Here is a 20,967-nt window from a genome sequence, read left to right on the forward strand (position 1 = left end):
TCATTGATATGGGCAGGTGTTCTCCATGAAGCTAGGGACGATGATGATTATTTTACTGATATTTGCCTGGCCATTGTATTATTTATATGAACGGCAATTGGGGGCTGTTTCCTTCCTGCTTTTGGCCATCTTCTTTCTTGTCATCTCGATAAAAGAATATAAAAAGCTTCGCAGCCAAGAAGAAAAGGATGACGAGCAATAATTTTCAGGAAACCATGGCAGGAACTAGCATAAACAGGGGGAATTTGTTTATAATGGAGAATATGCATTTACATGTATCCATAAATTGCCGTGTTAAATAGAGAAAGGAAGTGCCCGTAATGAGTCTAGCACAATACTCAAAAGAGGAGTTACTAGAGTTATCCCTCATTGAAATGGCGTATGAATATTTAAAAGACAGCAAGCAGCCGATTTCTTTTAATGATTTGGTAAAGGAGATTTGCGCCGCTGCTGATATTTCTGAAAAAGAAATGCGATCTCGTCTGGCACAATTTTATACAGATATTAATGTCGATGGACGGTTTCTATCATTAGGTGAGAACCGTTGGGGACTCCGCGTTTGGTATCCGGTTGATACGCAGGAGGAAGAAGTCATAACCCCTGTGAAGCCGAAGAAGAAGAAGGCGAAAAAAGTTGTCGAGGAAGAAGAGCATGATGCATATGATGAACTCGATGAGGAAGATTATGATGACACCGATGATTTCGAGGAAGATGATATTCTTGATGAAGATGAAGACTTGGAAGATCTCGATGACGTCGATGAATTTGACGATGATGATGATGTGTTAGAGGAAGACGATGATTTCGAGCTTGACGAGGAAGAAGAGCTCGATGAAGAACTTGACCTCGAAGACGAAGAGTTAGAGGACGAAGAAGAAGAGGAAGACCTGTAAAGCAGAGTCTTTTATATCATTTTTTAAAAAAAATGGCTGTTCACAAATGTGGACGGCTATTTTTTTTGAATTTGCCTGGGCTGAACACTAAGAATAATCACGCAGGAACAAGCTTTGCTTTGTCCTGAAGGCACGTGTCTTAGGGGTATGAACTAATTTTCCGCTTTTGATATGGTTGTCCAATCATTTTAAACAAAACACAATAAAATAATAAAAGCAAAGCAAAGAAGAAAGGAAGTGTTAAGTATTGGGTTTAAAACCAATGTCATCAGGCTTTAGAGCGTTTAGTACAGCTGATCAACCAAACGATGGAGCATTGCTGTATTTTGTTCACTTTCAAGATGATTTTACACCGCCATTTGGTTTTGATGTTATGGGTGAATATGATCCAGCAACGTCCCACTTTACGGCTAAACAGGATGGAGTTTATTCTGTATTAGCACAAATTGCCTTTTCTCCAGATCAAACACTGAACCCGACAAATTATGTTGCCATAGTTTTTATTTTTTTAAATGATGAGTTCCTAATAGCAATTGATTTGGAGGATGTACCAGCAGCATTATATAATGTTACGGCTTTCGTAAGTGCTTCTGCGATTGTCCAACTAAATGCTGGAGATTCACTATCGGTTCGGTTCGGTACTGCTGCGCAAGACACATTCGAGGGTGTAGAAGGTATGATTATTGGAGATCCTTCCTTTACTCATTTTGAAGCAGCAAGATTCCCCTCTCCATTAATGAATGATAGGCCGGCAAGTCCGATTGCCCCAGCAGTCAAAGGAACATTTTCGGAAACAGTTCTCAAAAAGATCCTTAAAAGGTAATCCTTCGTGATATTCATTTTTTAGCTTGAGAAGTGCTTGACTTTTCCCTCGCTGCCTTGTAATATCTTGTTTGGGCTCCTTAAAAAGGACAATTCGTATTTACAAAATATGCGCTCCCTTACTATACGTGAAGTGGAGCGCTTTTTTATTGATTATCTCCCCTTAATGGGGTTTTTTCATTTCCAGCTCCAGCGCCTGAAATGGGTGCTTGTGCTTTTTTATTTTTAAGAATCATTTTTCAAAAAAGCCCTTTAACATTCTAAATAATGCACAAACTGTAACCTAAGGGGGAATTTTAATGACAAAGTATATTTTTGTAACGGGCGGCGTAGTGTCATCACTTGGAAAGGGGATTACCGCTGCTTCACTTGGAAGATTATTAAAAAACCGCGGCTTGAGTGTCACGATTCAAAAGTTTGACCCATATATTAACGTGGACCCTGGGACAATGAGCCCCTACCAGCATGGTGAGGTGTTCGTCACCGATGACGGTGCGGAAACAGATTTGGACTTAGGCCACTATGAGCGTTTCATTGACATTAATTTAAACAAATACAGCAATGTCACAACTGGTAAAATTTACTCTACAGTACTGCGCAAAGAACGCCGCGGTGATTATTTAGGGGGAACCGTTCAGGTTATTCCGCATATTACAAACGAAATTAAAGACCGCGTGTTCCGCGCCGGCAAGGAAACCAATGCAGATGTCGTCATTACAGAAATAGGCGGAACCGTTGGTGATATTGAGTCGCTTCCATTCTTAGAGGCAATCCGCCAAATTAAGAGCGATATCGGCCGTGATAATGTCATGTACATTCACTGTACCCTTGTACCGTATATCAAAGCTGCCGGGGAAATGAAGACAAAGCCAACCCAGCATAGTGTAAAAGAGCTGAGAAGCCTTGGCATACAGCCAAATATTATCGTGGTACGTACGGAAATGCCAATTTCACAGGATATGAAGGACAAAATTGCCTTATTCTGTGACATCGATAATAAAGCAGTGATTGAATGTCAGGATGCTGACACACTTTACTCCATCCCGCTTGCACTTCAGGAACAGAATATGGATCAAATCGTCTGCGATCATCTGAAATTAGTGACGCAAGATCCTGATATGACTGAATGGAAAGCTTTAGTGGAAAAAGTATTAAACTTGTCTGGCAAAACCCGCATCGGACTTGTCGGAAAATATGTGGAGCTTCAAGATGCTTATATTTCTGTTGTTGAAGCATTAAAGCATGCCGGCTATGCATTTGATACAGACGTGGAAGTAAAATGGATCAATTCTGATTGTGTTACTCGTGAAAATGTTGCCGAGCTATTGGATGATGTCGATGGAGTTCTTGTACCTGGAGGCTTCGGCGACCGCGGAATTGAAGGGAAAATTGAGGCAACCCGCTATGCCCGCGAACAAAAGAAACCATTCCTTGGTATTTGCTTAGGCATGCAGCTGGCAACCATTGAATTTGCCCGCAATGTATTAGGGTATGCTGATGCCCATTCTTCTGAATTTGCACCAGACACCAAGCATCCAATGATTGACTTGCTGCCAGAGCAAAAAGATATTGAAGATTTAGGCGGAACATTGCGTTTAGGATTATTCCCTTGCCGCTTGAAGGAAGGCACAAAGGCATTTGAAGCTTATGAAGGGGAAACAGTGGTTTATGAGCGTCACCGCCATCGTTATGAATTTAACAATCATTATCGTCAGGAAATGGAAGAGGCTGGTTTTGTGTTCTCTGGGACAAGCCCGGACGGCCGCTTAGTGGAAATCATCGAGCTTCCTGACCACCCATGGTTCGTTGCATCCCAGTTCCATCCGGAATTCGTCTCAAGACCACAGCGTCCACAGCCGCTATTCCGTGATTTTGTAAAGGCATCACTTAATAAATAAGATATTGAATGGTTAGGGCCAGTTTCCTTGAAAGGGACTGGTCTTTTTGTTGGACTTATGTTTACGAAAAATGTCTACATGATTTCTAAAAAAGGGAAGAGGCTGGTATGTTAAAAACAACTCGCTTCTAGTTATTCTGGAAAGTGAATTTCTTAATGATTGTGCTTGATTACAAGAGAATCCTGCAGGGGTTTGGATTATCCCGCGGGTTTAACTCAGCATTCCGCCGGTTTTTAGAATTATTCCGCGGGTTTGCGCAAAAATCCCGCCACTTAACTTCTACATTCCGCGGAATGAGCTGTTATTTCCGCCGAGGTAAGTCTAACGCGCAGAGAAAGTCCTATTGAATTATAAGAAGAGGAGCTTTCGAGAGAATCCCGCGGGTTTAACTCAGAATTCCGCCGGTTTTTAGAATTATTCCGCGGGTTTGCGCGAAAATCCCGCCGCTATACTTCTGCATTCCGCGGAATGAGCTGTTATTTCCGCCGAGGTAAGTCTAACGCGCAGAGAAAGTCCTATTGAATTATAAGAAGAGAAGCTTTCGAGAGAATCCCGCGGGTTTAACTCAGAATTCCGCCTGTTTTTAGAATTATTCCGCGGGTTTGCGCGAAAATTCCGCCGCTTTACTTCTACATTCCGCTCATTAACCTGTTATTTCCGCCAAGAATGTCATTACAACAATCGTGAACCGCCTGTGCCTTTAGTAAAAAGCAAAGGACATATTTCAAAGAACCGAAACCAAAAAGGGGGTGTCCCTAAAATGAAACTTTTAGGACATCCCCGTCATCAATATGAATGTTATAACTCGTATTCTGATAAAATCTCATCAATCGTAAATTTTAAGCCATAATAGACAAATAAGGCTGCCATGGAAGAGGGATAGCCGGTTCGGCCGCCGAAATCGTCTGGAATTAAGGCTTTTTTTAACCTTAAATCAATGTGGACATCGGCACATTCATTAAGGCCGCCGCTTGCTTCTGTATCCATCACCGTTGAAACTGCCACAAATGGAATTTCTTTTTCCTGAAGTACGCCGGCCATTTTAACAGCAGCTTCGTGATCGGCCTTTCTTGCAAAAAGAATAACCCGGTCTGCCTCTGTTAAGCCTGAAACAGCAGAAACATCCAGGCATTTTGCCCATTTAAGAGGTTCTGCCCCTTCTAATGCTTCCAACTCAACAGCCTTCATTTCATCAAAGCCTATAATGTAAATGCTTCCGTTGCCGGCAGGTGCCTGTGCAAGCAGCCGTGCTCCATCTTCAAATGAATACTCCTCATTTTCCTCTATTTTTTTAAATAAACCAGTCAACTGGGTGGTAAACATTTTTAACATCAAAAAATCCTCCTTCCTTCGCACCACCATACCTATTTTTTGGATAGTGCAAGGTTTTACATCCATTTAGTTTAAGTGAAAAAATCAAAATTTACCACTTAAGAGAGGCGGCTCTACACCATTTTAAATTAAATTTCAATAATATAATGTGATTTAGCAGGACATTTCATTGTCAAGATAGAATTATATCAAGGGTAAAAAAGGTGAAATATAAAATAAATACTAAGTAAATTGGGAAGAGGTGGAAGGATGAAAGAGAAAATTTTAATCGTTGACGATCAATTTGGTATTCGAATTTTGCTGAATGAGGTTTTCCAAAAAGAAGGATATAAAACATTTCAAGCAGCAAACGGAGTTCAAGCACTGGATATTGTAACAAAGCATAGTCCGGATTTAGTTCTCTTAGACATGAAAATACCAGGTATGGACGGGATTGAAATTTTAAAACGGATGAAGGTAATTGATCCGGATATCCGTGTCATCATTATGACCGCTTATGGTGAGCTGGATATGATACAGGAAGCGAAAGACCTCGGTGCCATTACCCATTTTGCCAAGCCGTTTGACATCGATGATATCCGCGCAGCAGTGAAAAAACATATCCCGCAAAAAGCCAATTAGGGTGCGTTTTTCAATGGGTCCGCTTACATTTTAACACTTTAAAAATTGCGCTTGAATTAATGGTATTTCAGTGTTTATTTTGATATGATTACATAGGACTTTTATTTCGGCGATGTGCTTTTTCAATACATAATTGCGAAAATTGAGGGAAACTATTAATATGAAGTACCTTGCTTGAGACAGCCATTGACCTAAATTAAGGAGGAATAGAAATGCCATTAGTTTCAATGACAGAAATGTTAAAAAAGGCAAAAGCGGAACATTACGCTGTTGGGCAGTTTAACATTAACAACCTAGAATATACACAAGGAATTCTGCAGGCAGCACAAGAAGAAAATTCACCTGTTATTCTTGGCGTATCTGAAGGAGCAGGACGTTATATCGGCGGATTTAAAACCGTTGTAAAAATGGTTGAAGGATTAATGGAAGATTATAATATCACAGTTCCTGTAGCTATCCATCTTGACCATGGTTCAAGCCTTGATAAATGTAAAGAAGCAGTTGATGCCGGATTTACATCTGTAATGATCGATGCTTCCCACCATCCATTCGAAGAGAACGTAGAAACGACTAAAAAAGTGGTTGAATACGCTCATTCAAAAGGTGTTTCGGTTGAAGCAGAACTTGGTACTGTCGGCGGACAGGAAGACGATGTTGTCGGCAAAGGCATCATCTATGCTGACCCTAACGAATGTAAAGAGCTTGTTGACCGCACAGGCATTGACTGCCTTGCACCAGCATTAGGCTCTGTTCACGGTCCTTACAAAGGGGAACCAAAACTTGGTTACAAGGAAATGGAAGAAATTGGAAAACTAACTGGTATGCCACTAGTTCTTCACGGCGGAACAGGTATCCCAACAAAAGATATCCAAAAAGCCATTTCACTTGGAACAGCAAAAATCAATGTTAATACTGAAAACCAAATCTCTTCAACGAAGACGGTTCGTGAAGTATTAGCAGCTAACCCTGATATGTATGATCCACGTAAATTCTTAGGACCGCTTCGCGATACTGTTAAAGCAACTGTTATCGGCAAAATGCGCGAATTCGGTTCATCTCAAAAAGCGTAATGACACAGATTAAATAAAAGAGGCAACCGCCCTATCATTGGGGCGGTTTCCGTCTGTAAATTGACAGAGTCTTTAAAAAATGGAGGGGAAAAACATGAAATTCTTTATAGATACAGCTAATTTAGATGAAATTCGTGAAGCGTATGATCTTGGTTTATTAGCAGGTGTAACCACAAACCCAACACTAGTAGCAAAAGAAAAAGGTGTTTCTTTCCACGAACGATTAAAGGAAATTACGAGCCTCGTACCTGGTTCTGTCAGTGCAGAAGTAATCGCTCTTGATGCAGAAGGTATGATTAAAGAAGGAAGAGAACTTGCTGCCATTGCTTCAAACATTACAGTAAAAGTTCCAATGACTCCAGACGGTTTAAAAGCGGTTCATGCTTTTTCAAAAGAAGGCATTAAAACAAATGTTACGTTAATTTTCAACGCGAATCAGGCATTGCTTGCGGCAAGAGCAGGCGCAACCTACGTATCACCATTTCTCGGCAGATTAGATGATATCGGCCAAAATGGTTTAGACCTAATCTCCACTATCTCCGAAATATTTAACATCCATGGTATTGAAACAGAAATTATTGCAGCATCAATCCGCCACCCAATGCATGTAACGGAAGCTGCATTAAGGGGAGCCCATATTGCTACCATCCCTTACAAAGTATTAATGGGTTTAACTAAACACCCTTTAACAGATAAAGGAATTGAAGCATTCTTAAAAGACTGGAATTCCCGTACAGAAGCATAATTTGGCTGCATTTTTCCATTTTCGTGTAAATTTTTTTAATTTCCATACATGAAATTTCATTTTTCGTGTAAACTATAAGTTAGACAAACTGTCCGATTTTAGTTATTATGGTTGGAAAAATATGCCTTAGGCTCATGCCGGGTCCGAGTTAAGCGTTTCCGTCTTGACTCGGACTAAGCCAGACTAGCGAATCTTGATTTTACATAAGGCTTAGAAGGGAGTCGAAAATGGAAAAACTCAAAATTGCGGGCGGATATCCGTTAAAGGGTACTGTACGTGTAAGCGGTGCTAAAAATAGTGCTGTTGCACTGATTCCTGCTACTATTTTAGCCGAATCTCCAGTAACAATTGAAGGTCTGCCGCATATATCTGATGTCGACATCTTGAAGGATCTCCTTGAGGAAATTGGCGGGAAGGTACATATTACTGAAGACGAAATGACGGTTGATCCGTCAAGTATGATATCGATGCCTCTGCCAAATGGCAAGGTGAAAAAACTGCGTGCATCTTATTACCTGATGGGGGCTATGCTGGGCCGCTTTAAAAAGGCTGTTATTGGCCTGCCGGGAGGCTGTCATTTAGGACCGCGTCCAATAGATCAGCATATCAAAGGTTTTGAAGCACTCGGCGCTCAAATAACCAATGAGCAGGGAGCCATTTATTTAAGAGCCGATGAACTGCGCGGTGCTAGAATTTATCTTGACGTAGTCAGTGTTGGTGCCACTATTAATATTATGCTTGCCGCTGTTCGGGCAAAAGGACGGACAATTATCGAAAATGCTGCAAAAGAGCCGGAAATTATCGATGTTGCCACACTTTTGACGAACATGGGGGCAAAAATTAAAGGTGCTGGAACAGACGTCATTCGTATTGAAGGAGTCGACACATTAAATGGGTGCCGCCACACCATCATTCCTGACCGGATTGAAGCGGGCACATATATGATTCTTGGAGCAGCAATGGGGGAAGGCGTATTAATTGATAATGTCATTCCGCTTCATTTGGAATCAGTAATTGCCAAGCTTCGTGAAATGGGTGTTCATATTGAAACAGGCGATGATCAAATTTTTGTTAAAACGGCGCCCGATTTAAAAACGGTCGATATTAAAACACTGGTTTATCCAGGATTTCCAACAGATCTGCAGCAGCCGTTTACGACGCTGTTGACAAGGGCCGCGGGATCAAGTGTTGTAACCGATACCATTTATGGAGCCCGGTTTAAACATATTGATGAATTAAGAAGAATGAATGCTAATATTAAGGTGGAAGGGCGTTCTGCTATTATCAATGGTCCTGTAAAGCTGCAGGGAGCGAAAGTAAAGGCAAGCGATCTTCGGGCAGGTGCGGCATTGTTCATTGCCGGTCTTATGGCAGAAGGGATTACTGAAGTGACCGGACTTGAGCATATTGACCGCGGCTACAGTGACTTGGTTGAAAAGTTAAACGGCCTCGGTGCTACTGTATGGCGTGAAGCATTGACAAAAGAAGAACTAGAACATATGAAAAATATTTGATGAATCTGGTAAGCACATGATAAACGGTTTCGCTAACGGGATTAGATACATCAACTTACAACCCCGTTTATATAATAAAGAGCAAATGGGAGATGGAGAAGAGATGGAAAGAAGTTTATCGATGGAGCTCGTCCGAGTAACAGAAGGGGCAGCACTTGCCTGCGCACGCTGGATGGGACGCGGAAAGAAAGATGAAGCGGATGATGCAGCAACCACGGCAATGCGCAATGTGTTTGATACTGTACCAATGAAAGGAACAGTTGTCATTGGTGAAGGGGAAATGGATGAAGCGCCGATGCTTTATATCGGCGAGAAACTTGGGACAGGCTATGGTCCGCGTGTTGATGTTGCCGTGGATCCGCTGGAAGGCACTAATATTTTAGCATCTGGCGGCTGGAATGCATTAGCTGTTCTAGCGATTGCAGACCACGGCAATCTTTTGCATGCACCAGATATGTATATGGAAAAAATTGCTGTTGGACCAGAAGCAGTCGGCCTCATTGATATCAATGCACCTGTCATTGATAACTTAAGGGCAGTGGCAAAGGCAAAAAATAAAGATATCGAGGATGTCGTTGCGACTGTACTGAACCGTCCCCGTCATGAACATATTATTTCTCAGCTTCGTGAGGCTGGTGCCAGAATCAAATTAATTAATGACGGCGATGTCGCGGGCGCCATTAATACGGCATTCGATAACACTGGTGTCGATATTTTATTCGGCTCTGGCGGTGCTCCAGAAGGCGTACTTTCTGCGGTGGCCTTAAAGTGTCTTGGAGGAGAGATTATGGGAAAACTCCTGCCGCAGAATGATGAAGAAGTGGAACGCTGTAAAGAGATGGGCTTAGACATCCATAAAGTATTGCGCATGGAAGACCTTGTCAAAGGCGATGATGCCATTTTTGCAGCAACAGGTGTAACTGATGGCGAGCTAATGCGCGGTGTTCAATTTAAAGGATCCCACGCATCTACCCATTCGCTCGTTATGCGTGCCAAATCCGGAACGGTCCGCTTTGTTGAAGGACGCCACAGCTTAAACAAAAAGCCTAATTTGGTGCTGAGATAGAAGAAGACTTTAGATAATTGAAGTTGATTTTAACATAATGCCGGGCGCCGTTTATTCGGTGCCTGGCAGAAGTATACAGAGAGAAAAACTCCGATATCTCCAAGGGGAATTCCTTCCAGATAGAAAGTTTCCAAATCACTAAAGAAAAATTCACCGGCAATGCGGACTTAAATATCAGTTTCCCGCAAGGCTGATAAAGTGAAACTTCAATCAGCGGGGCTCTTTCCATCCCACATTGATTGTTAGTTGAACCAATCGGGCTATTACGGGCAGTTATTCTCCACTTAAATATCATGCTAACGCTAAGCCTTGAAGGGGAGGACTTACTCCCGATAAGCAGGGATAAGTCCATAAATGTCCAGAAAGTCCCATTTGCCAGAAAAATGTAGTTGATTAATTTTCAGCTGTGAGGGTACAATAGAAATTGTTTTATATTATGCTATTTTCTGCATTTCTATTCATTTCAATATAAACTTCTATTCCTTCCTCAAAAATGTATGATTCGAAATACCATCTCCCGCTAATCAAAGCGGCAAGGACGGAAAAATATAAAAGAGTGGTGTACAAATGGAATTAACAATATCAATTTTAGAAAATATGAAGCTGAAGGAGCTTTATGAACTTGCCCGCGAGTATAAAGTGACTTATTACAGCAAATTAACAAAAAAGGAATTAATTTTTGCTATTTTAAAATCCCGCGCGGAACAGCAAGGTTATTTTTTCATGGAAGGCGTTTTGGAAATCATCCAATCGGAGGGATTTGGTTTCTTACGTCCTATTAATTATTCGCCAAGCTCAGAGGATATTTATATTTCCGCCTCGCAGATCCGCCGTTTTGATTTACGCAACGGAGATAAAGTTTCAGGTAAAGTCCGCCCGCCAAAGGAAAACGAGCGTTACTTTGGTTTATTACATGTGGAAGCAGTTAACGGCGAGGATCCGGAGTCTGCAAAGGAACGTGTTTATTTTCCTGCATTAACACCTTTATATCCAAATAGAATGATGCAGCTTGAAACGACACAAAAGCATCTTTCTACACGAATTATGGATTTAGTGGCGCCGGTCGGCTTTGGCCAGCGCGGTCTGATCGTTGCTCCGCCAAAAGCAGGTAAAACAATGCTGTTAAAAGAAATTGCCAACAGCGTCACAACAAATCATCCTGATGTAGAGCTAATCGTCCTGTTGATTGACGAGCGTCCAGAGGAAGTAACCGATATTGAACGATCAGTTGCTGGCGACGTTGTAAGCTCAACATTTGATGAAGTACCGGAAAACCATATTAAAGTAGCTGAATTGGTGCTTGACCGTGCCATGCGTTTAGTGGAACATAAGCGTGATGTGGTCATCTTAATGGATAGTATTACCCGTTTGGCACGTGCATACAACCTGGTTATTCCGCCAAGCGGCCGTACACTTTCTGGCGGTATTGATCCGGCAGCCTTCCATCGTCCGAAGCGCTTTTTCGGAGCTGCTCGTAATATTGAAGAGGGCGGCAGCTTAACCATCTTAGCAACGGCATTAGTTGATACTGGTTCACGTATGGATGACGTCATTTATGAGGAATTTAAAGGGACAGGCAATATGGAACTGCATCTTGACCGGCAGCTTGCTGAACGCCGTATCTTCCCGGCTCTTGATATCCGCCGTTCCGGAACACGTAAGGAAGAATTGCTTATTCCGAAGGATCATCTGGATAAATTATGGGCAATTCGCAAATCGATGTCAGATTCACCAGATTTTGCAGAACGCTTCTTGAAGAAATTAAGGCATACGAAGTCTAATCAGGAATTTTTTGACCAATTGGATATGGAACTGAGGACGCGCAGATCGTAATTAGCACCTCGACTTTTAAAATATTCCTGAAAATCCCAACTTGCAAAAGCAGGCTGGCGTTGTTATAATACTTACAGTGTGTTTTTAGTAATTTGAGTGCCTGTTTTAGACAAGCACTTTATGATAACTCTGTTTCGTAATGATTCAGGGCGGAAGGAGATGAAAAGAATGAAAGCAGGAATTCATCCTAATTATAAGAAAGTTGTGGTGACTTGCGCTTGTGGCAATACTTTCGAAAGCGGATCAGTAAAAGAAGAAATCCGTGTTGAAACTTGCTCAGAATGTCATCCATTCTATACAGGTCGTCAAAAATTCGCTGAAGCTGGCGGACGTGTTGACCGTTTCAACAAAAGATATGGCCTTACGCAAAAGTAATGAATTACTCAACAGGCAAGAAGAAATCCGACTTGCCTGTTTTTTATTGGATAAGATAGATGTAAAAGCAGCTTGTTAACTGCTTATTTTTTAACATAGATGAAAAACAACTGTGGAGGGGACCTTTAGTCTTGCGTCCACTGTTTTTATTGATATTATAAAAGGCCGGGTGAACCGGCTATATACTTAGGCAAAAAAGGGTTCGTATGAGGAAGGAGACACCGTTTATGTATGTGATGAAGCAAAGCGGATGGGTTGAGGTTATCTGTGGCAGCATGTTTTCCGGGAAGTCAGAGGAATTAATCCGCCGGGTTCGCCGTGCACAATTTGCCAAACAAAAAATTGCTGTTTTTAAACCAAAAATTGATAATCGTTACAGCGAACAGTCTGTAGTATCTCATAATGGGTCTTCTATTCAAGCGAAGCCAATTTCTCATTCAATTGAAGTTTTACATCATATCGAGGCAGATATGGATGTTATTGCCATCGATGAGATTCAGTTCTTTGATGAAGGTATTGTCCGCGTGGTGCAGCAGCTGGCAGACCAAGGCCACCGGGTGATTGTGGCAGGCCTTGACCAAGATTTCCGCGGCGAACCGTTCGGCTCTATGCCTATGCTGATGGCTATTGCAGAATCTGTTACAAAGCTGCAGGCGGTCTGTTCCGTTTGCGGATCACCGGCAAGCCGTACTCAGCGCTTGATTGACGGCCGCCCGGCATCCTACCATGATCCAGTTATTTTGGTGGGCGCAGCTGAAAAATATGAACCGCGATGCCGTCATCATCATGAAGTACCCAAAACGGCTGCATACAAAGCGGCGTTGGAAGAAATATAGAGATTAGAGAAACTGCCCGAGTATAGGGCGGTTTTTTTTTTATTTAGGCAATTTATCCGGAATCATAAGACTGTAAAGTTGTTGCTGAGTGTGGATTTAACTGGCTGTGACAGTGAGGAGATTGGCTGCTGGATAAAATGGAGTCTGGGTTACTGAAACGATGAAGAAAAGGCATTATGGTCACTTAGAAGGTGTCTATGTGCCCAAATGGTGAAGAATATGGCCGCATGGTAATGTAGAATGGTCTTACGTGCCCAAAACCATATAGAACAAGGCTGCAAGGTCACGTAGGAGGTGCTGCGTGCCTGAGACCATTTAGAAAAAGTCGTCAAAAGGGAGACGCAGCACAGCTCGATGTGAATGAGTAATCAGATCTTCGCGACCAAGTAAGCCTAAAGAAACCGCAGCGCGGCCACTGAGAGCAATACATTTTTTCAAAAGACTAAAAACCTCGTTGGAAACAATTCACTTGTACACTTCCCCCCTCATGCAGGGCAATATAATTGGTAATGGGAGGTGTACTAATGAAAAAATGGTTGTTTCCCTCATTGATGGCGCTGACGATGCTGGCAGCTGGGTGTCAGAACAAGGACAACGTGGCGGAAAATACGTCTTATGATTTGCAAAACGACAAGAGCGCGCCGAATTATATGTCAAACCAGACTGAAAACCGGAATAATAACCCGGATTTCATGACAAATCGCGGTAAAGATGAACAACATTATGTGGAAAACGATATAACCAATCAAAATCCAAATTTCCTTGACCTGGATCGGACAGGCAGCGGCGGTGAAGCTGGAGCATCCAACGAAGGCAACGATATTAAAAAAGCAAAGGATGTCGTGGCTGCAACGAATGAGTTTGTGACCGATTCCGTTTGGATTAACGGCGACCGGATGTGGGTTTCTGTTTATAAAAAAGGAATGCTTTCCGACCGTGAAAAAATTGCAGCAGAGTCCCGCTTGCATAAAAAGCTGGTAACAGCCCTGCCAAGATACAATATTGAAGTCCGTGTAAAAGAAGATAGAAGATAGCATGCTCTGATTTCAGGGCATGTTTTTTGCTTTTAAAAATTTCTCTTTAGAAAATGGTTTTGACCTTCGTTTTTACCTATACTATAATTAGAATGTTATGGACTCGAAAGGTGAAAGCAGAAAGCACCCTGGTCAGCAGCGTATGGCCTGGAGGTCTCCAACTGAGATAAAGGAAACACGAAGAGCAGGAGGCGCATTCGTGCTTGACTTATCGCAGGGCGGAGTACGAAGGCGTCTCGCTGCTAGGGCACTGGAGCTGGACAACAAAAAAAGAACAGGCAGTTTTGCCTTTTTTTTATAAAAAGTTACTGAAAAAATAGAGGTGAATGGACTGTGTTTGATCGTCTGCAATCCGTTGAAGATCGTTACGAGAAGTTAAATGAGCTGTTGAGCGATCCGGAAATTATCAATGATTCAAAAAAGCTGAGAGAATATTCAAAAGAGCAGTCTGATATCCAGGAAACGGTACAAACTTATCGTCAATATAAAGATGCCAAATCCCAGCTGCAGGACGCGAAGGCGATGCTGGAGGAGAAACTGGATGCAGAAATGCGTGAAATGGTAAAAGAGGAATTACATGATTTGGAATCGCAAATAGAGCAGATAGAAGAGCAGCTTAAGGTTCTGCTTATTCCAAAAGACCCGAACGATGACAAGAACGTAATTATGGAAATCCGCGGCGCTGCCGGCGGGGAAGAGGCTGCATTGTTTGCCGGTACACTTTACCGGATGTACAGCCGGTATGCCGAATCACAAGGCTGGAAGACAGAGGTTGTCGAAGCCAATGAAACAGGCCTTGGCGGCTTTAAAGAGATTATTTTTATGGTCAATGGAACCGGGGCGTATTCCCACTTAAAATATGAAAACGGGGCCCACCGTGTACAGCGTGTGCCGGAAACGGAATCTGGCGGCCGGATTCATACATCCACCGCAACCGTGGCCTGTCTGCCGGAAGCGGAAGAGTTCGATATCGAAATTAATGATAAGGATATTCGTTTTGATACGTTTGCATCGAGCGGTGCCGGCGGACAGAGTGTTAACACCACCATGTCAGCCGTGCGTTTAACCCACATCCCGACTGGACTCGTAGCAACCAGCCAGGACGAACGTTCTCAGCATAAAAATAAAGATAAAGCGATGAAAATCTTACGGGCACGGATTTACGATAAATTCCAGCAGGAAGCACAGGCGGAATATGACCAAGTGCGGAAATCAGCCGTTGGTTCCGGGGACCGTTCGGAGCGGATTCGTACGTACAATTATCCGCAAAACCGGGTAACTGACCACCGTATTGGTTTAACAATTCAAAAGCTTGATCAAATCATTGAAGGCAAGCTGGATGAGATTATTGAAGCCTTAATTCTTGAGGACCAAGCCAAACGATTGGAAAATGCGGCAAATGAGTAAAAAGGTATTTGAAGCTCTGAAATGGGCTTCTTCTTTTTTATCGGATGCCGGCCGTGACCAGAATGCGGGAGAACTTTTGCTTAAGGCGTTCACCGGGTTTTCAAGGACACAATTATTTGCCAATATGAAGGATGATTTAACGGAAGATGTTTGGATTCGTTTTGAAAAGGCGGTTCATGAACATGTCTCCGGAGTTCCGGTACAGTATATTATCGGCTCAGAGGAATTTTACGGCCGAACCTTTCTCGTCAATCCGGCCGTCCTAATCCCAAGGCCGGAAACCGAAGAACTTGTCCATGGTGCACTTCAAAGAATCGACAGGCTGTTTGCCGCAAAGCCTCAAATCAAACTGGCTGACATCGGCACAGGCTCCGGCGCCATTGCCATCACGATGAAGCTTGAATGTAATTGTTCACGCAGGGCGGAATCGTGTAATTTTATAGTCTCAGGCACCGATATCTCTGGAGAATCATTGGATGTTGCACGGGAGAATGCTTCACGGCTGGGGGCAGATGTGGAGTTCATCGAGGGAGATTTACTTCAGCCTTTTATCGAGCGCGGGACCATGCTTGATGTGGTGATGTCAAATCCGCCGTATATTCCAACCGGGGATCAGGAGTGGATGTCAGAAGTAGTGACAGAGCATGAGCCGCATCGGGCATTGTTTGCGGGGGAAGACGGGCTTGATTTCTACCGCCGTTTTATGATTGAACTGCCGCAGGTGCTGGCTCCTCAGGCACTTGTCTGTTTTGAGATAGGAGCTGGACAGGGTGAGGCAGTTGCCGCGCTTTTCAAAAAGACGTTCCCTGGTGTGAAGGTTGACGTTGTGAATGATATCAATGGCAAGGACCGGATGGTATTTGCTGAAATTGGCTTCGGAGAATAGGCTCTGAAGTCTTATTTTTTTAAAAAAAGTTTGCGGCCGTTGGATAAATTCCTTGTCACCTTTACATTCAGCAGAATAAGGGCGTTAATGACTGGGTAACAGATGATAGAATACCAAAACTTCCAGGCATTATAATAAAATATATTTGTAAATAGGGAAGCGTATTCGAAAACAAGGGTGACGGCACACCAGATTAAAAGATACCTCACTTTTCGGTATATCGGCTTGTTATAGGGGTAAAAATTTACAATAAGCAAACTATAGGCAGGATAAATAATAACGAAAATAGGGATATATTCTAGATCCACACCTTTTCCGAAAAAACCGTAAAGATTATACTTGGCGTCCAAATAGACATCAGACATGGTGGCTAAAAAGGCTGTGAAAAAGTATGTTGTGTACATTTCCAAATAGGGAATCTTTTTTGGCATCCACATTACTGCCAGAAATAATACAATCGAAATCACAGTTAATAGAATCACGTTTTTCCTCCTGGATATGAAGGTTTACGGGAATAGTTTTTCCTAACGTAAATATCTCATGCATCCCCAAATTTACTAGATTTTTTTAAATTTACTAGTTTAAGATACTGGCATTTTGTCCACACTGTTGATAGTGAAGGGATGGTGCCGGAAATGAGGAGTAAATTATTAGTATGGGGATATTTATGTGTATTATCGTTAGCCACGATGCTAAATTTATATATGCCAAAAAATGAAGCAGTCGCAAAGGAATCAATTGTCATTCCTGGGGAAGCAATACGCCTTAGGATTCTAGCAAATAGTGATTTTGAAGAGGATCAAAGAATCAAACGGAAAGTGCGCGATGCCGTCAATGCCAAAATAGAGCTTTGGGTCAAGGACCTGACTTCAATGGAAAAGGCAAGAGAGGTCATCAAGGCAAAGCTTCCGGAAATTCAAGCAATTGCTGAAAAAACAGTTCAAGAACAGGGTTCGGATCAATCGGTAAAAGTAGAATTTCGCAAGGTACAGTTTCCAACGAAATTATATGGGCAATTTTTATATCCAGCAGGAAAGTATCAGGCAATCCTCATTACTTTAGGGAAGGGCGAGGGAGCCAATTGGTGGTGTGTTCTTTACCCGCCATTATGTTTTCTTGATTTTTCAAATGGTGTAGCGGTGACAAGTGAAGGGTTTGAAGAGACGGCAGCAGCAAAAGAAAATGTAACGGGGTTGCCTGTGGAAACAAAAAATGAAACGGCAGAAGACGAGCAGCCGGTAACAGAAAAGAAAGAATCAGTGAGCGAAAAGGAAAATGATGTAGCGGTAAGCGAAAAAACGGCAGAAGAAAAGGCTCCTAAAACAGAAGAATCAGTGCAGCAGGAAAAAGAAGAAGCTCCAAAGGCAGCAGAACCAGTGCAGCAGAAAAAAGAAGTGGTGAAAGAGCAAGTCCAAGAAGAACCGGTACAAAAAACAGTATCTAAAGAGCAGCCTGAAAACGAACAGCCTTTGGAAAAAGCAGAGAAAAATGAACAGACAGTGGAAGAGCCAGTAGAAAAAGCAGAAGAAAACGAAAAACCGGAAGTCAATCAAGAGTCATCTAAAGAAAAGGCAGATACTGTGAAAGTGGAAAAGAAAGAAGTGGAAACAGCACCTGTGTACACGAAAGAAGATGAGCAGCCGGTAAAGGTGAAATTCTTTGTAGTAGAATTATGGGATAAGCTTTTTCATTAAAGCAGCCAGTCCGAATCAGGGCTGGTTTTTCTTTTTATGAAGGTGAAAAATTCCAACTTGGCCATTGTCCAGTTTCAGTTATTTAGTAAGGCCGTCACTTTACTTTGACATAATCAAATTTTTGGATTGTTTTAATTTATGTTGTTTGTTCTTAATGAAAGATCAAATCAAAAATGAAATCCCGTACCATTTTAAAGAATGATACGGGGTGCTTCTATGCTTATATTAGAATTCAGCATTATTAAGGACAAATCGAATAGTCCATTCGCCCTTTCGATTCAAAATCCCATTCGTTTTAAATGTCATATGAGGATTTTCAGGTCTGTAGTGATGCAGCTGTGCTTCTATTGTTCCTTTATATTCGTTTTTTCCTACTTTTTTAAACGTATCGGAGTTTTCACGAACTAATGTGTGTTCAATCCAAAGATGCGGACTGTCCATCAGGCTCGCGGCCTGCGGATTTACTTCAATGTCCGTATTGGATTTTATCGTATAATGCAGCCTAATATTTTGACCATGGTTTACGATGGAATAGCCATCTAATGTCAGTTTGATTCCGTTATCCTCAACTGAGCCTAAGCCCTGATTTGGCATGGATTGGGCACTGGTCAATGCAGGGGAGGCTAAGCCGATGAGTAAGCAAATGAATAGGGCGACTCCGCTGAAACGCATGGTATGTTTCCATAAGTTCCTCATTTTACCACCATCCTTATATTTCGTTTATAGGTTTCGCCGCTTCTTTTTAAATGAAACAATCTGAGTCCGAAGGAAGAATCGGACCCGGATTGCTTTTGAAAAAACGGGCCAACTGGTTTTTAAAACCTGGATCCTTACATATCTATTATTTCTTTTTGGACAGCCAGTCTGCTAGTGCTTCAGCTTCAGCACCTTTAGCCAGGCCTGCCGGCATCCGGTCGCCGCCATTTAAGATTTGATTCAATATTTCTTCTTTGGACATAGTTTTACCTATGTGTTGAAGACTTGGAGCTGTTGCGCCCTGAAGATTATCGCCGTGACAAGAAATACAACTTTTTTGGTAAACCTTTTCTGGATCAATCACGACGTCTGCCTGCCCTTGTAATTTAGCATTTTTATCAGGGGCTGCGACAGACTGCTTACCGCCGAGTCCATAAACCACAACTCTCGTTCCGCCAGTAATCACTGCGACATATTGTTTGCCGTCAACCATATAAATGGAAGGCGCCATTTTAATTTGTTTTCCGCCGCTTTTCATGTTCCATAAGATTTTCCCTTTTTTAATATCAAGTGCATTCACCGTACCATCCAATTCTCCGTAAAAGGCTAGACCGCTGGCAGTACTTGTGAATCCACCATACATTGGATCATCGGTTTCGATTTGATAAACTTTTTTCCCTGTATTAATGTCAATCGCTGTAATCGTACCAGAAGGATCTACACCTTCAGGTAAAGGAAGTATCTTTGTACCAGGGAAGGTATTGTTGTCTTTTGCAATCTCTGCTCGGTCTTTTGCGGCTAACATTAAATTCGGGGAATTTATACCCGGAATAAGCACATAGTTTGTCTCTGGATCATACGTCTCTGGAGCATAGCTTTCACCGCCTGGCGTACCCGGCCATTGCAGTTTCACTTTACTCTTATCGCTTGGTGGTGTTGAATGTTCAATTTTGACAAACGGTACACCATCATAAATGGTTTTTCCAGTTTTGGCATCCCATGCATACCATTTTCCATTTTTTCCGCCTTCAACTACAATCTTCTGCTTTTTCCCGCCGACTTTTGCATTGAGGACCATTGGTGTCGCGGCAGCATCATAATCCCATACATCGTGATCAACTTGGGAGGATGCCCACTTAAATTTTCCTGTTTTACTGTCTAAAGCAACGATGGAATCTGTATATGGATTTTTCCCTTTCCTGCCTTCATCGTAAAAGTCAGGGGCTGGATTCCCTACTGCAAAATACATCATATCAGTATCTGGATCGAATGACATTGGTGTCCAAACGGAGCCTCCGCCCGTATATTTTCCCTTTGCCCAGCCCTTTCCTCTTTCAGGAACGGTCCAAAATGGTTCTTTCCAAAGCGGTTCAAGGGTGTCTGCTTTAAATGCCCAAACGAAGCCGCGTGTACCATTGTCACCACCGCTGCTTCCAACGTAAACATTGCCATCATAATACATTGGGGCCGAAGATTCATAATATCGGTTTTCTAACTTAATGGTGGGTTCATAATCCCAAAAGTTAACCATTTTTATCAACTTTCCTGTTTTCGCATCAAGCTTGGCCAGCCGATTATCGATCATCAAGACAAAGACATTTCCATTGGCCACAGCGACACCTCTGCTTGCTACATTGGATTGCCACGGCAAACTATTAAGATGGTCAAGTACCTCCTTAGGAGGTGTCCATGCCCAAAGTTTCTTTCCGCTTGCGGCATCGATGGCGAAGACGTGATTTTTTGCACTAGTTACATACATGACCCCGTTTTCTACAACAGGGAAATCTTCTTGTAAATTAGGAATATCCTTATTCCATTCCATGATATCCTGCTGCCAGACTATCCCCATCTTTTTTACATTATCTTTTGTTATTTCTTTATAGGGAACATGCCGGGTATGCTGCAGGTCATACCCCCAATATGGGAATCCTGTCTCTTTTCCCTGATCTGCCTGGTTGGATTCTTTGGTTTCTTCCTTTTTATTTGCATTGTTCTGCTTATTATTCGTTTGACAGCCAATAAGGACCATACTGGCCAGCAAAACTGACCCAGTTGCTTTTAAATAACGCCTCATGAAAATACCTCCTCACATGGTGAAATAATGACTATGTAGTGAATCTCTAATCATGAAATGTTTCAGCTTGCTCCCTCCTTAAAGGATCTAATATTATAAGAACAATGTTATGGTGCCCTATGGGATTCCTAAATTATGCAAATCGTGGGAAATTTACTTCCTTTTTTAAAA

20 protein-coding genes are annotated in these 20,967 nt (G+C 42.3%); 16 read left to right on the forward strand and 4 right to left on the reverse strand.

The window, feature by feature from the left end:
- Window positions 1–25 precede the first annotated feature (25 nt).
- The 4 genes from M3183_RS03585 (at window position 26) to M3183_RS03600 (ending at window position 3,613) form a co-directional block, all read left to right on the forward strand.
- The gene (locus M3183_RS03585) at window positions 26–202 is read left to right on the forward strand and encodes a hypothetical protein (protein ID WP_251466578.1); all 177 of its coding nucleotides are present in this window, start codon (window positions 26–28) and stop codon (window positions 200–202) included.
- A gap of 118 nt (window positions 203–320) precedes the next feature.
- A complete protein-coding gene (rpoE, locus tag M3183_RS03590) occupies window positions 321–893 on the forward strand; it encodes a DNA-directed RNA polymerase subunit delta (RefSeq protein WP_251466579.1) in 573 nt (190 codons plus the stop codon).
- A 247-nt stretch (window positions 894–1,140) separates the two neighbouring features.
- A complete protein-coding gene (locus M3183_RS03595) occupies window positions 1,141–1,716 on the forward strand; it encodes an ABC transporter permease (RefSeq protein ID WP_251466581.1) in 576 nt (191 codons plus the stop codon).
- Between the two features lie 298 nt (window positions 1,717–2,014).
- Entirely contained in the window at window positions 2,015–3,613 is a 1,599-nt protein-coding gene (locus M3183_RS03600; protein ID WP_251466582.1) for a CTP synthase, read from the forward strand.
- 798 nt (window positions 3,614–4,411) lie between these two features.
- On the opposite strand, the gene M3183_RS03605 is transcribed toward M3183_RS03600, so the two are convergent.
- On the reverse strand, window positions 4,412–4,945 hold the full coding sequence (locus tag M3183_RS03605; RefSeq protein ID WP_251466583.1) for a DUF2529 domain-containing protein: 534 nt from the start codon (window positions 4,943–4,945) through the stop codon (window positions 4,412–4,414).
- A 249-nt stretch (window positions 4,946–5,194) separates the two neighbouring features.
- On the opposite strand from M3183_RS03605, the gene M3183_RS03610 reads away from it, so the two are divergent.
- The 11 genes from M3183_RS03610 to prmC all read left to right on the forward strand — a co-directional run bounded on the left by M3183_RS03610 (window position 5,195) and on the right by prmC (window position 16,332).
- Window positions 5,195–5,566: a response regulator gene (locus M3183_RS03610; RefSeq protein ID WP_251466584.1), complete on the forward strand. Its 372-nt coding sequence runs from the start codon at window positions 5,195–5,197 to the stop codon at window positions 5,564–5,566.
- 212 nt (window positions 5,567–5,778) lie between these two features.
- Window positions 5,779–6,636 carry a class II fructose-bisphosphate aldolase gene (locus tag M3183_RS03615; protein ID WP_251466585.1) on the forward strand — a complete coding sequence of 286 codons (858 nt, stop codon included), beginning with the start codon at window positions 5,779–5,781 and terminating at the stop codon, window positions 6,634–6,636.
- A gap of 94 nt (window positions 6,637–6,730) precedes the next feature.
- Window positions 6,731–7,381, forward strand: a complete 651-nt coding sequence (fsa, locus tag M3183_RS03620; protein ID WP_251466587.1) for a fructose-6-phosphate aldolase — start codon at window positions 6,731–6,733, stop codon at window positions 7,379–7,381.
- Window positions 7,382–7,608: 227 nt separating this feature from the next.
- A complete protein-coding gene (locus tag M3183_RS03625) occupies window positions 7,609–8,895 on the forward strand; it encodes a UDP-N-acetylglucosamine 1-carboxyvinyltransferase (protein ID WP_251466589.1) in 1,287 nt (428 codons plus the stop codon).
- Window positions 8,896–8,998: 103 nt separating this feature from the next.
- Window positions 8,999–9,961 carry a class II fructose-bisphosphatase gene (glpX, locus tag M3183_RS03630; RefSeq protein ID WP_251466592.1) on the forward strand — a complete coding sequence of 321 codons (963 nt, stop codon included), beginning with the start codon at window positions 8,999–9,001 and terminating at the stop codon, window positions 9,959–9,961.
- 567 nt (window positions 9,962–10,528) lie between these two features.
- Window positions 10,529–11,794 (forward strand): transcription termination factor Rho, encoded by a 1,266-nt coding sequence (gene rho, locus M3183_RS03635; RefSeq protein ID WP_251466593.1) that lies wholly within the window; start codon window positions 10,529–10,531, stop codon window positions 11,792–11,794.
- Window positions 11,795–11,962: 168 nt separating this feature from the next.
- Complete coding sequence (gene rpmE / locus M3183_RS03640) at window positions 11,963–12,169, forward strand: 50S ribosomal protein L31 (RefSeq protein WP_251466594.1); 207 nt, start codon at window positions 11,963–11,965, stop codon at window positions 12,167–12,169.
- Window positions 12,170–12,396: 227 nt separating this feature from the next.
- Window positions 12,397–13,005 (forward strand): thymidine kinase, encoded by a 609-nt coding sequence (locus M3183_RS03645; RefSeq protein ID WP_251466595.1) that lies wholly within the window; start codon window positions 12,397–12,399, stop codon window positions 13,003–13,005.
- Between the two features lie 524 nt (window positions 13,006–13,529).
- Entirely contained in the window at window positions 13,530–14,039 is a 510-nt protein-coding gene (locus M3183_RS03650) for a hypothetical protein (protein WP_251466596.1), read from the forward strand.
- Window positions 14,040–14,372: 333 nt separating this feature from the next.
- On the forward strand, window positions 14,373–15,446 hold the full coding sequence (gene prfA, locus M3183_RS03655; protein WP_251466597.1) for a peptide chain release factor 1: 1,074 nt from the start codon (window positions 14,373–14,375) through the stop codon (window positions 15,444–15,446).
- Complete coding sequence (gene prmC, locus M3183_RS03660) at window positions 15,439–16,332, forward strand: peptide chain release factor N(5)-glutamine methyltransferase (protein WP_251466598.1); 894 nt, start codon at window positions 15,439–15,441, stop codon at window positions 16,330–16,332. Before prfA ends, prmC begins: the two co-directional genes overlap by 8 nt.
- An 11-nt stretch (window positions 16,333–16,343) precedes the next feature.
- Here the strand turns inward: prmC and M3183_RS03665 are convergent, their stop codons facing one another.
- On the reverse strand, window positions 16,344–16,814 hold the full coding sequence (locus M3183_RS03665; protein ID WP_251466599.1) for a CBO0543 family protein: 471 nt from the start codon (window positions 16,812–16,814) through the stop codon (window positions 16,344–16,346).
- 153 nt (window positions 16,815–16,967) lie between these two features.
- Between M3183_RS03665 and spoIIR the strand changes: the two genes are divergently transcribed.
- Entirely contained in the window at window positions 16,968–18,026 is a 1,059-nt protein-coding gene (gene spoIIR / locus M3183_RS03670) for a stage II sporulation protein R (RefSeq protein ID WP_251466601.1), read from the forward strand.
- 225 nt (window positions 18,027–18,251) lie between these two features.
- On the opposite strand, the gene M3183_RS03675 is transcribed toward spoIIR, so the two are convergent.
- On the reverse strand, window positions 18,252–18,722 hold the full coding sequence (locus tag M3183_RS03675; protein ID WP_251466603.1) for a DUF4179 domain-containing protein: 471 nt from the start codon (window positions 18,720–18,722) through the stop codon (window positions 18,252–18,254).
- A 145-nt stretch (window positions 18,723–18,867) separates the two neighbouring features.
- Window positions 18,868–20,796 (reverse strand): outer membrane protein assembly factor BamB family protein, encoded by a 1,929-nt coding sequence (locus tag M3183_RS03680; RefSeq protein WP_251466605.1) that lies wholly within the window; start codon window positions 20,794–20,796, stop codon window positions 18,868–18,870.
- Window positions 20,797–20,967 lie beyond the last annotated feature (171 nt).

It is taken from the genome of Neobacillus mesonae, assembly GCF_023715155.1.
Taxonomy (GTDB): Bacteria; Bacillota; Bacilli; order Bacillales; family Cytobacillaceae; genus Neobacillus; species Neobacillus mesonae_A.

Excerpts from the sequence above, each read along its gene's own strand:
- M3183_RS03615 (WP_251466585.1), top strand. The coding sequence starts at position 5,779 with ATGCCATTAGTTTCAATGACAGAAATGTTAAAAAAGGCAAAAGCGGAA.
- M3183_RS03605 (WP_251466583.1), bottom strand. The coding sequence starts at position 4,945 with ATGTTAAAAATGTTTACCACCCAGTTGACTGGTTTATTTAAAAAAATA.
- M3183_RS03645 (WP_251466595.1), top strand. The coding sequence starts at position 12,397 with ATGTATGTGATGAAGCAAAGCGGATGGGTTGAGGTTATCTGTGGCAGC.
- rpmE (WP_251466594.1), top strand. The coding sequence starts at position 11,963 with ATGAAAGCAGGAATTCATCCTAATTATAAGAAAGTTGTGGTGACTTGC.
- M3183_RS03650 (WP_251466596.1), top strand. The coding sequence starts at position 13,530 with ATGAAAAAATGGTTGTTTCCCTCATTGATGGCGCTGACGATGCTGGCA.
- rpoE (WP_251466579.1), top strand. The coding sequence starts at position 321 with ATGAGTCTAGCACAATACTCAAAAGAGGAGTTACTAGAGTTATCCCTC.
- M3183_RS03610 (WP_251466584.1), top strand. The coding sequence starts at position 5,195 with ATGAAAGAGAAAATTTTAATCGTTGACGATCAATTTGGTATTCGAATT.
- rho (WP_251466593.1), top strand. The coding sequence starts at position 10,529 with ATGGAATTAACAATATCAATTTTAGAAAATATGAAGCTGAAGGAGCTT.
- M3183_RS03585 (WP_251466578.1), top strand. The coding sequence starts at position 26 with ATGAAGCTAGGGACGATGATGATTATTTTACTGATATTTGCCTGGCCA.
- M3183_RS03680 (WP_251466605.1), bottom strand. The coding sequence starts at position 20,796 with ATGAGGCGTTATTTAAAAGCAACTGGGTCAGTTTTGCTGGCCAGTATG.
- M3183_RS03625 (WP_251466589.1), top strand. The coding sequence starts at position 7,609 with ATGGAAAAACTCAAAATTGCGGGCGGATATCCGTTAAAGGGTACTGTA.
- prmC (WP_251466598.1), top strand. The coding sequence starts at position 15,439 with ATGAGTAAAAAGGTATTTGAAGCTCTGAAATGGGCTTCTTCTTTTTTA.
- spoIIR (WP_251466601.1), top strand. The coding sequence starts at position 16,968 with ATGAGGAGTAAATTATTAGTATGGGGATATTTATGTGTATTATCGTTA.
- glpX (WP_251466592.1), top strand. The coding sequence starts at position 8,999 with ATGGAAAGAAGTTTATCGATGGAGCTCGTCCGAGTAACAGAAGGGGCA.
- fsa (WP_251466587.1), top strand. The coding sequence starts at position 6,731 with ATGAAATTCTTTATAGATACAGCTAATTTAGATGAAATTCGTGAAGCG.
- M3183_RS03600 (WP_251466582.1), top strand. The coding sequence starts at position 2,015 with ATGACAAAGTATATTTTTGTAACGGGCGGCGTAGTGTCATCACTTGGA.
- M3183_RS03675 (WP_251466603.1), bottom strand. The coding sequence starts at position 18,722 with ATGAGGAACTTATGGAAACATACCATGCGTTTCAGCGGAGTCGCCCTA.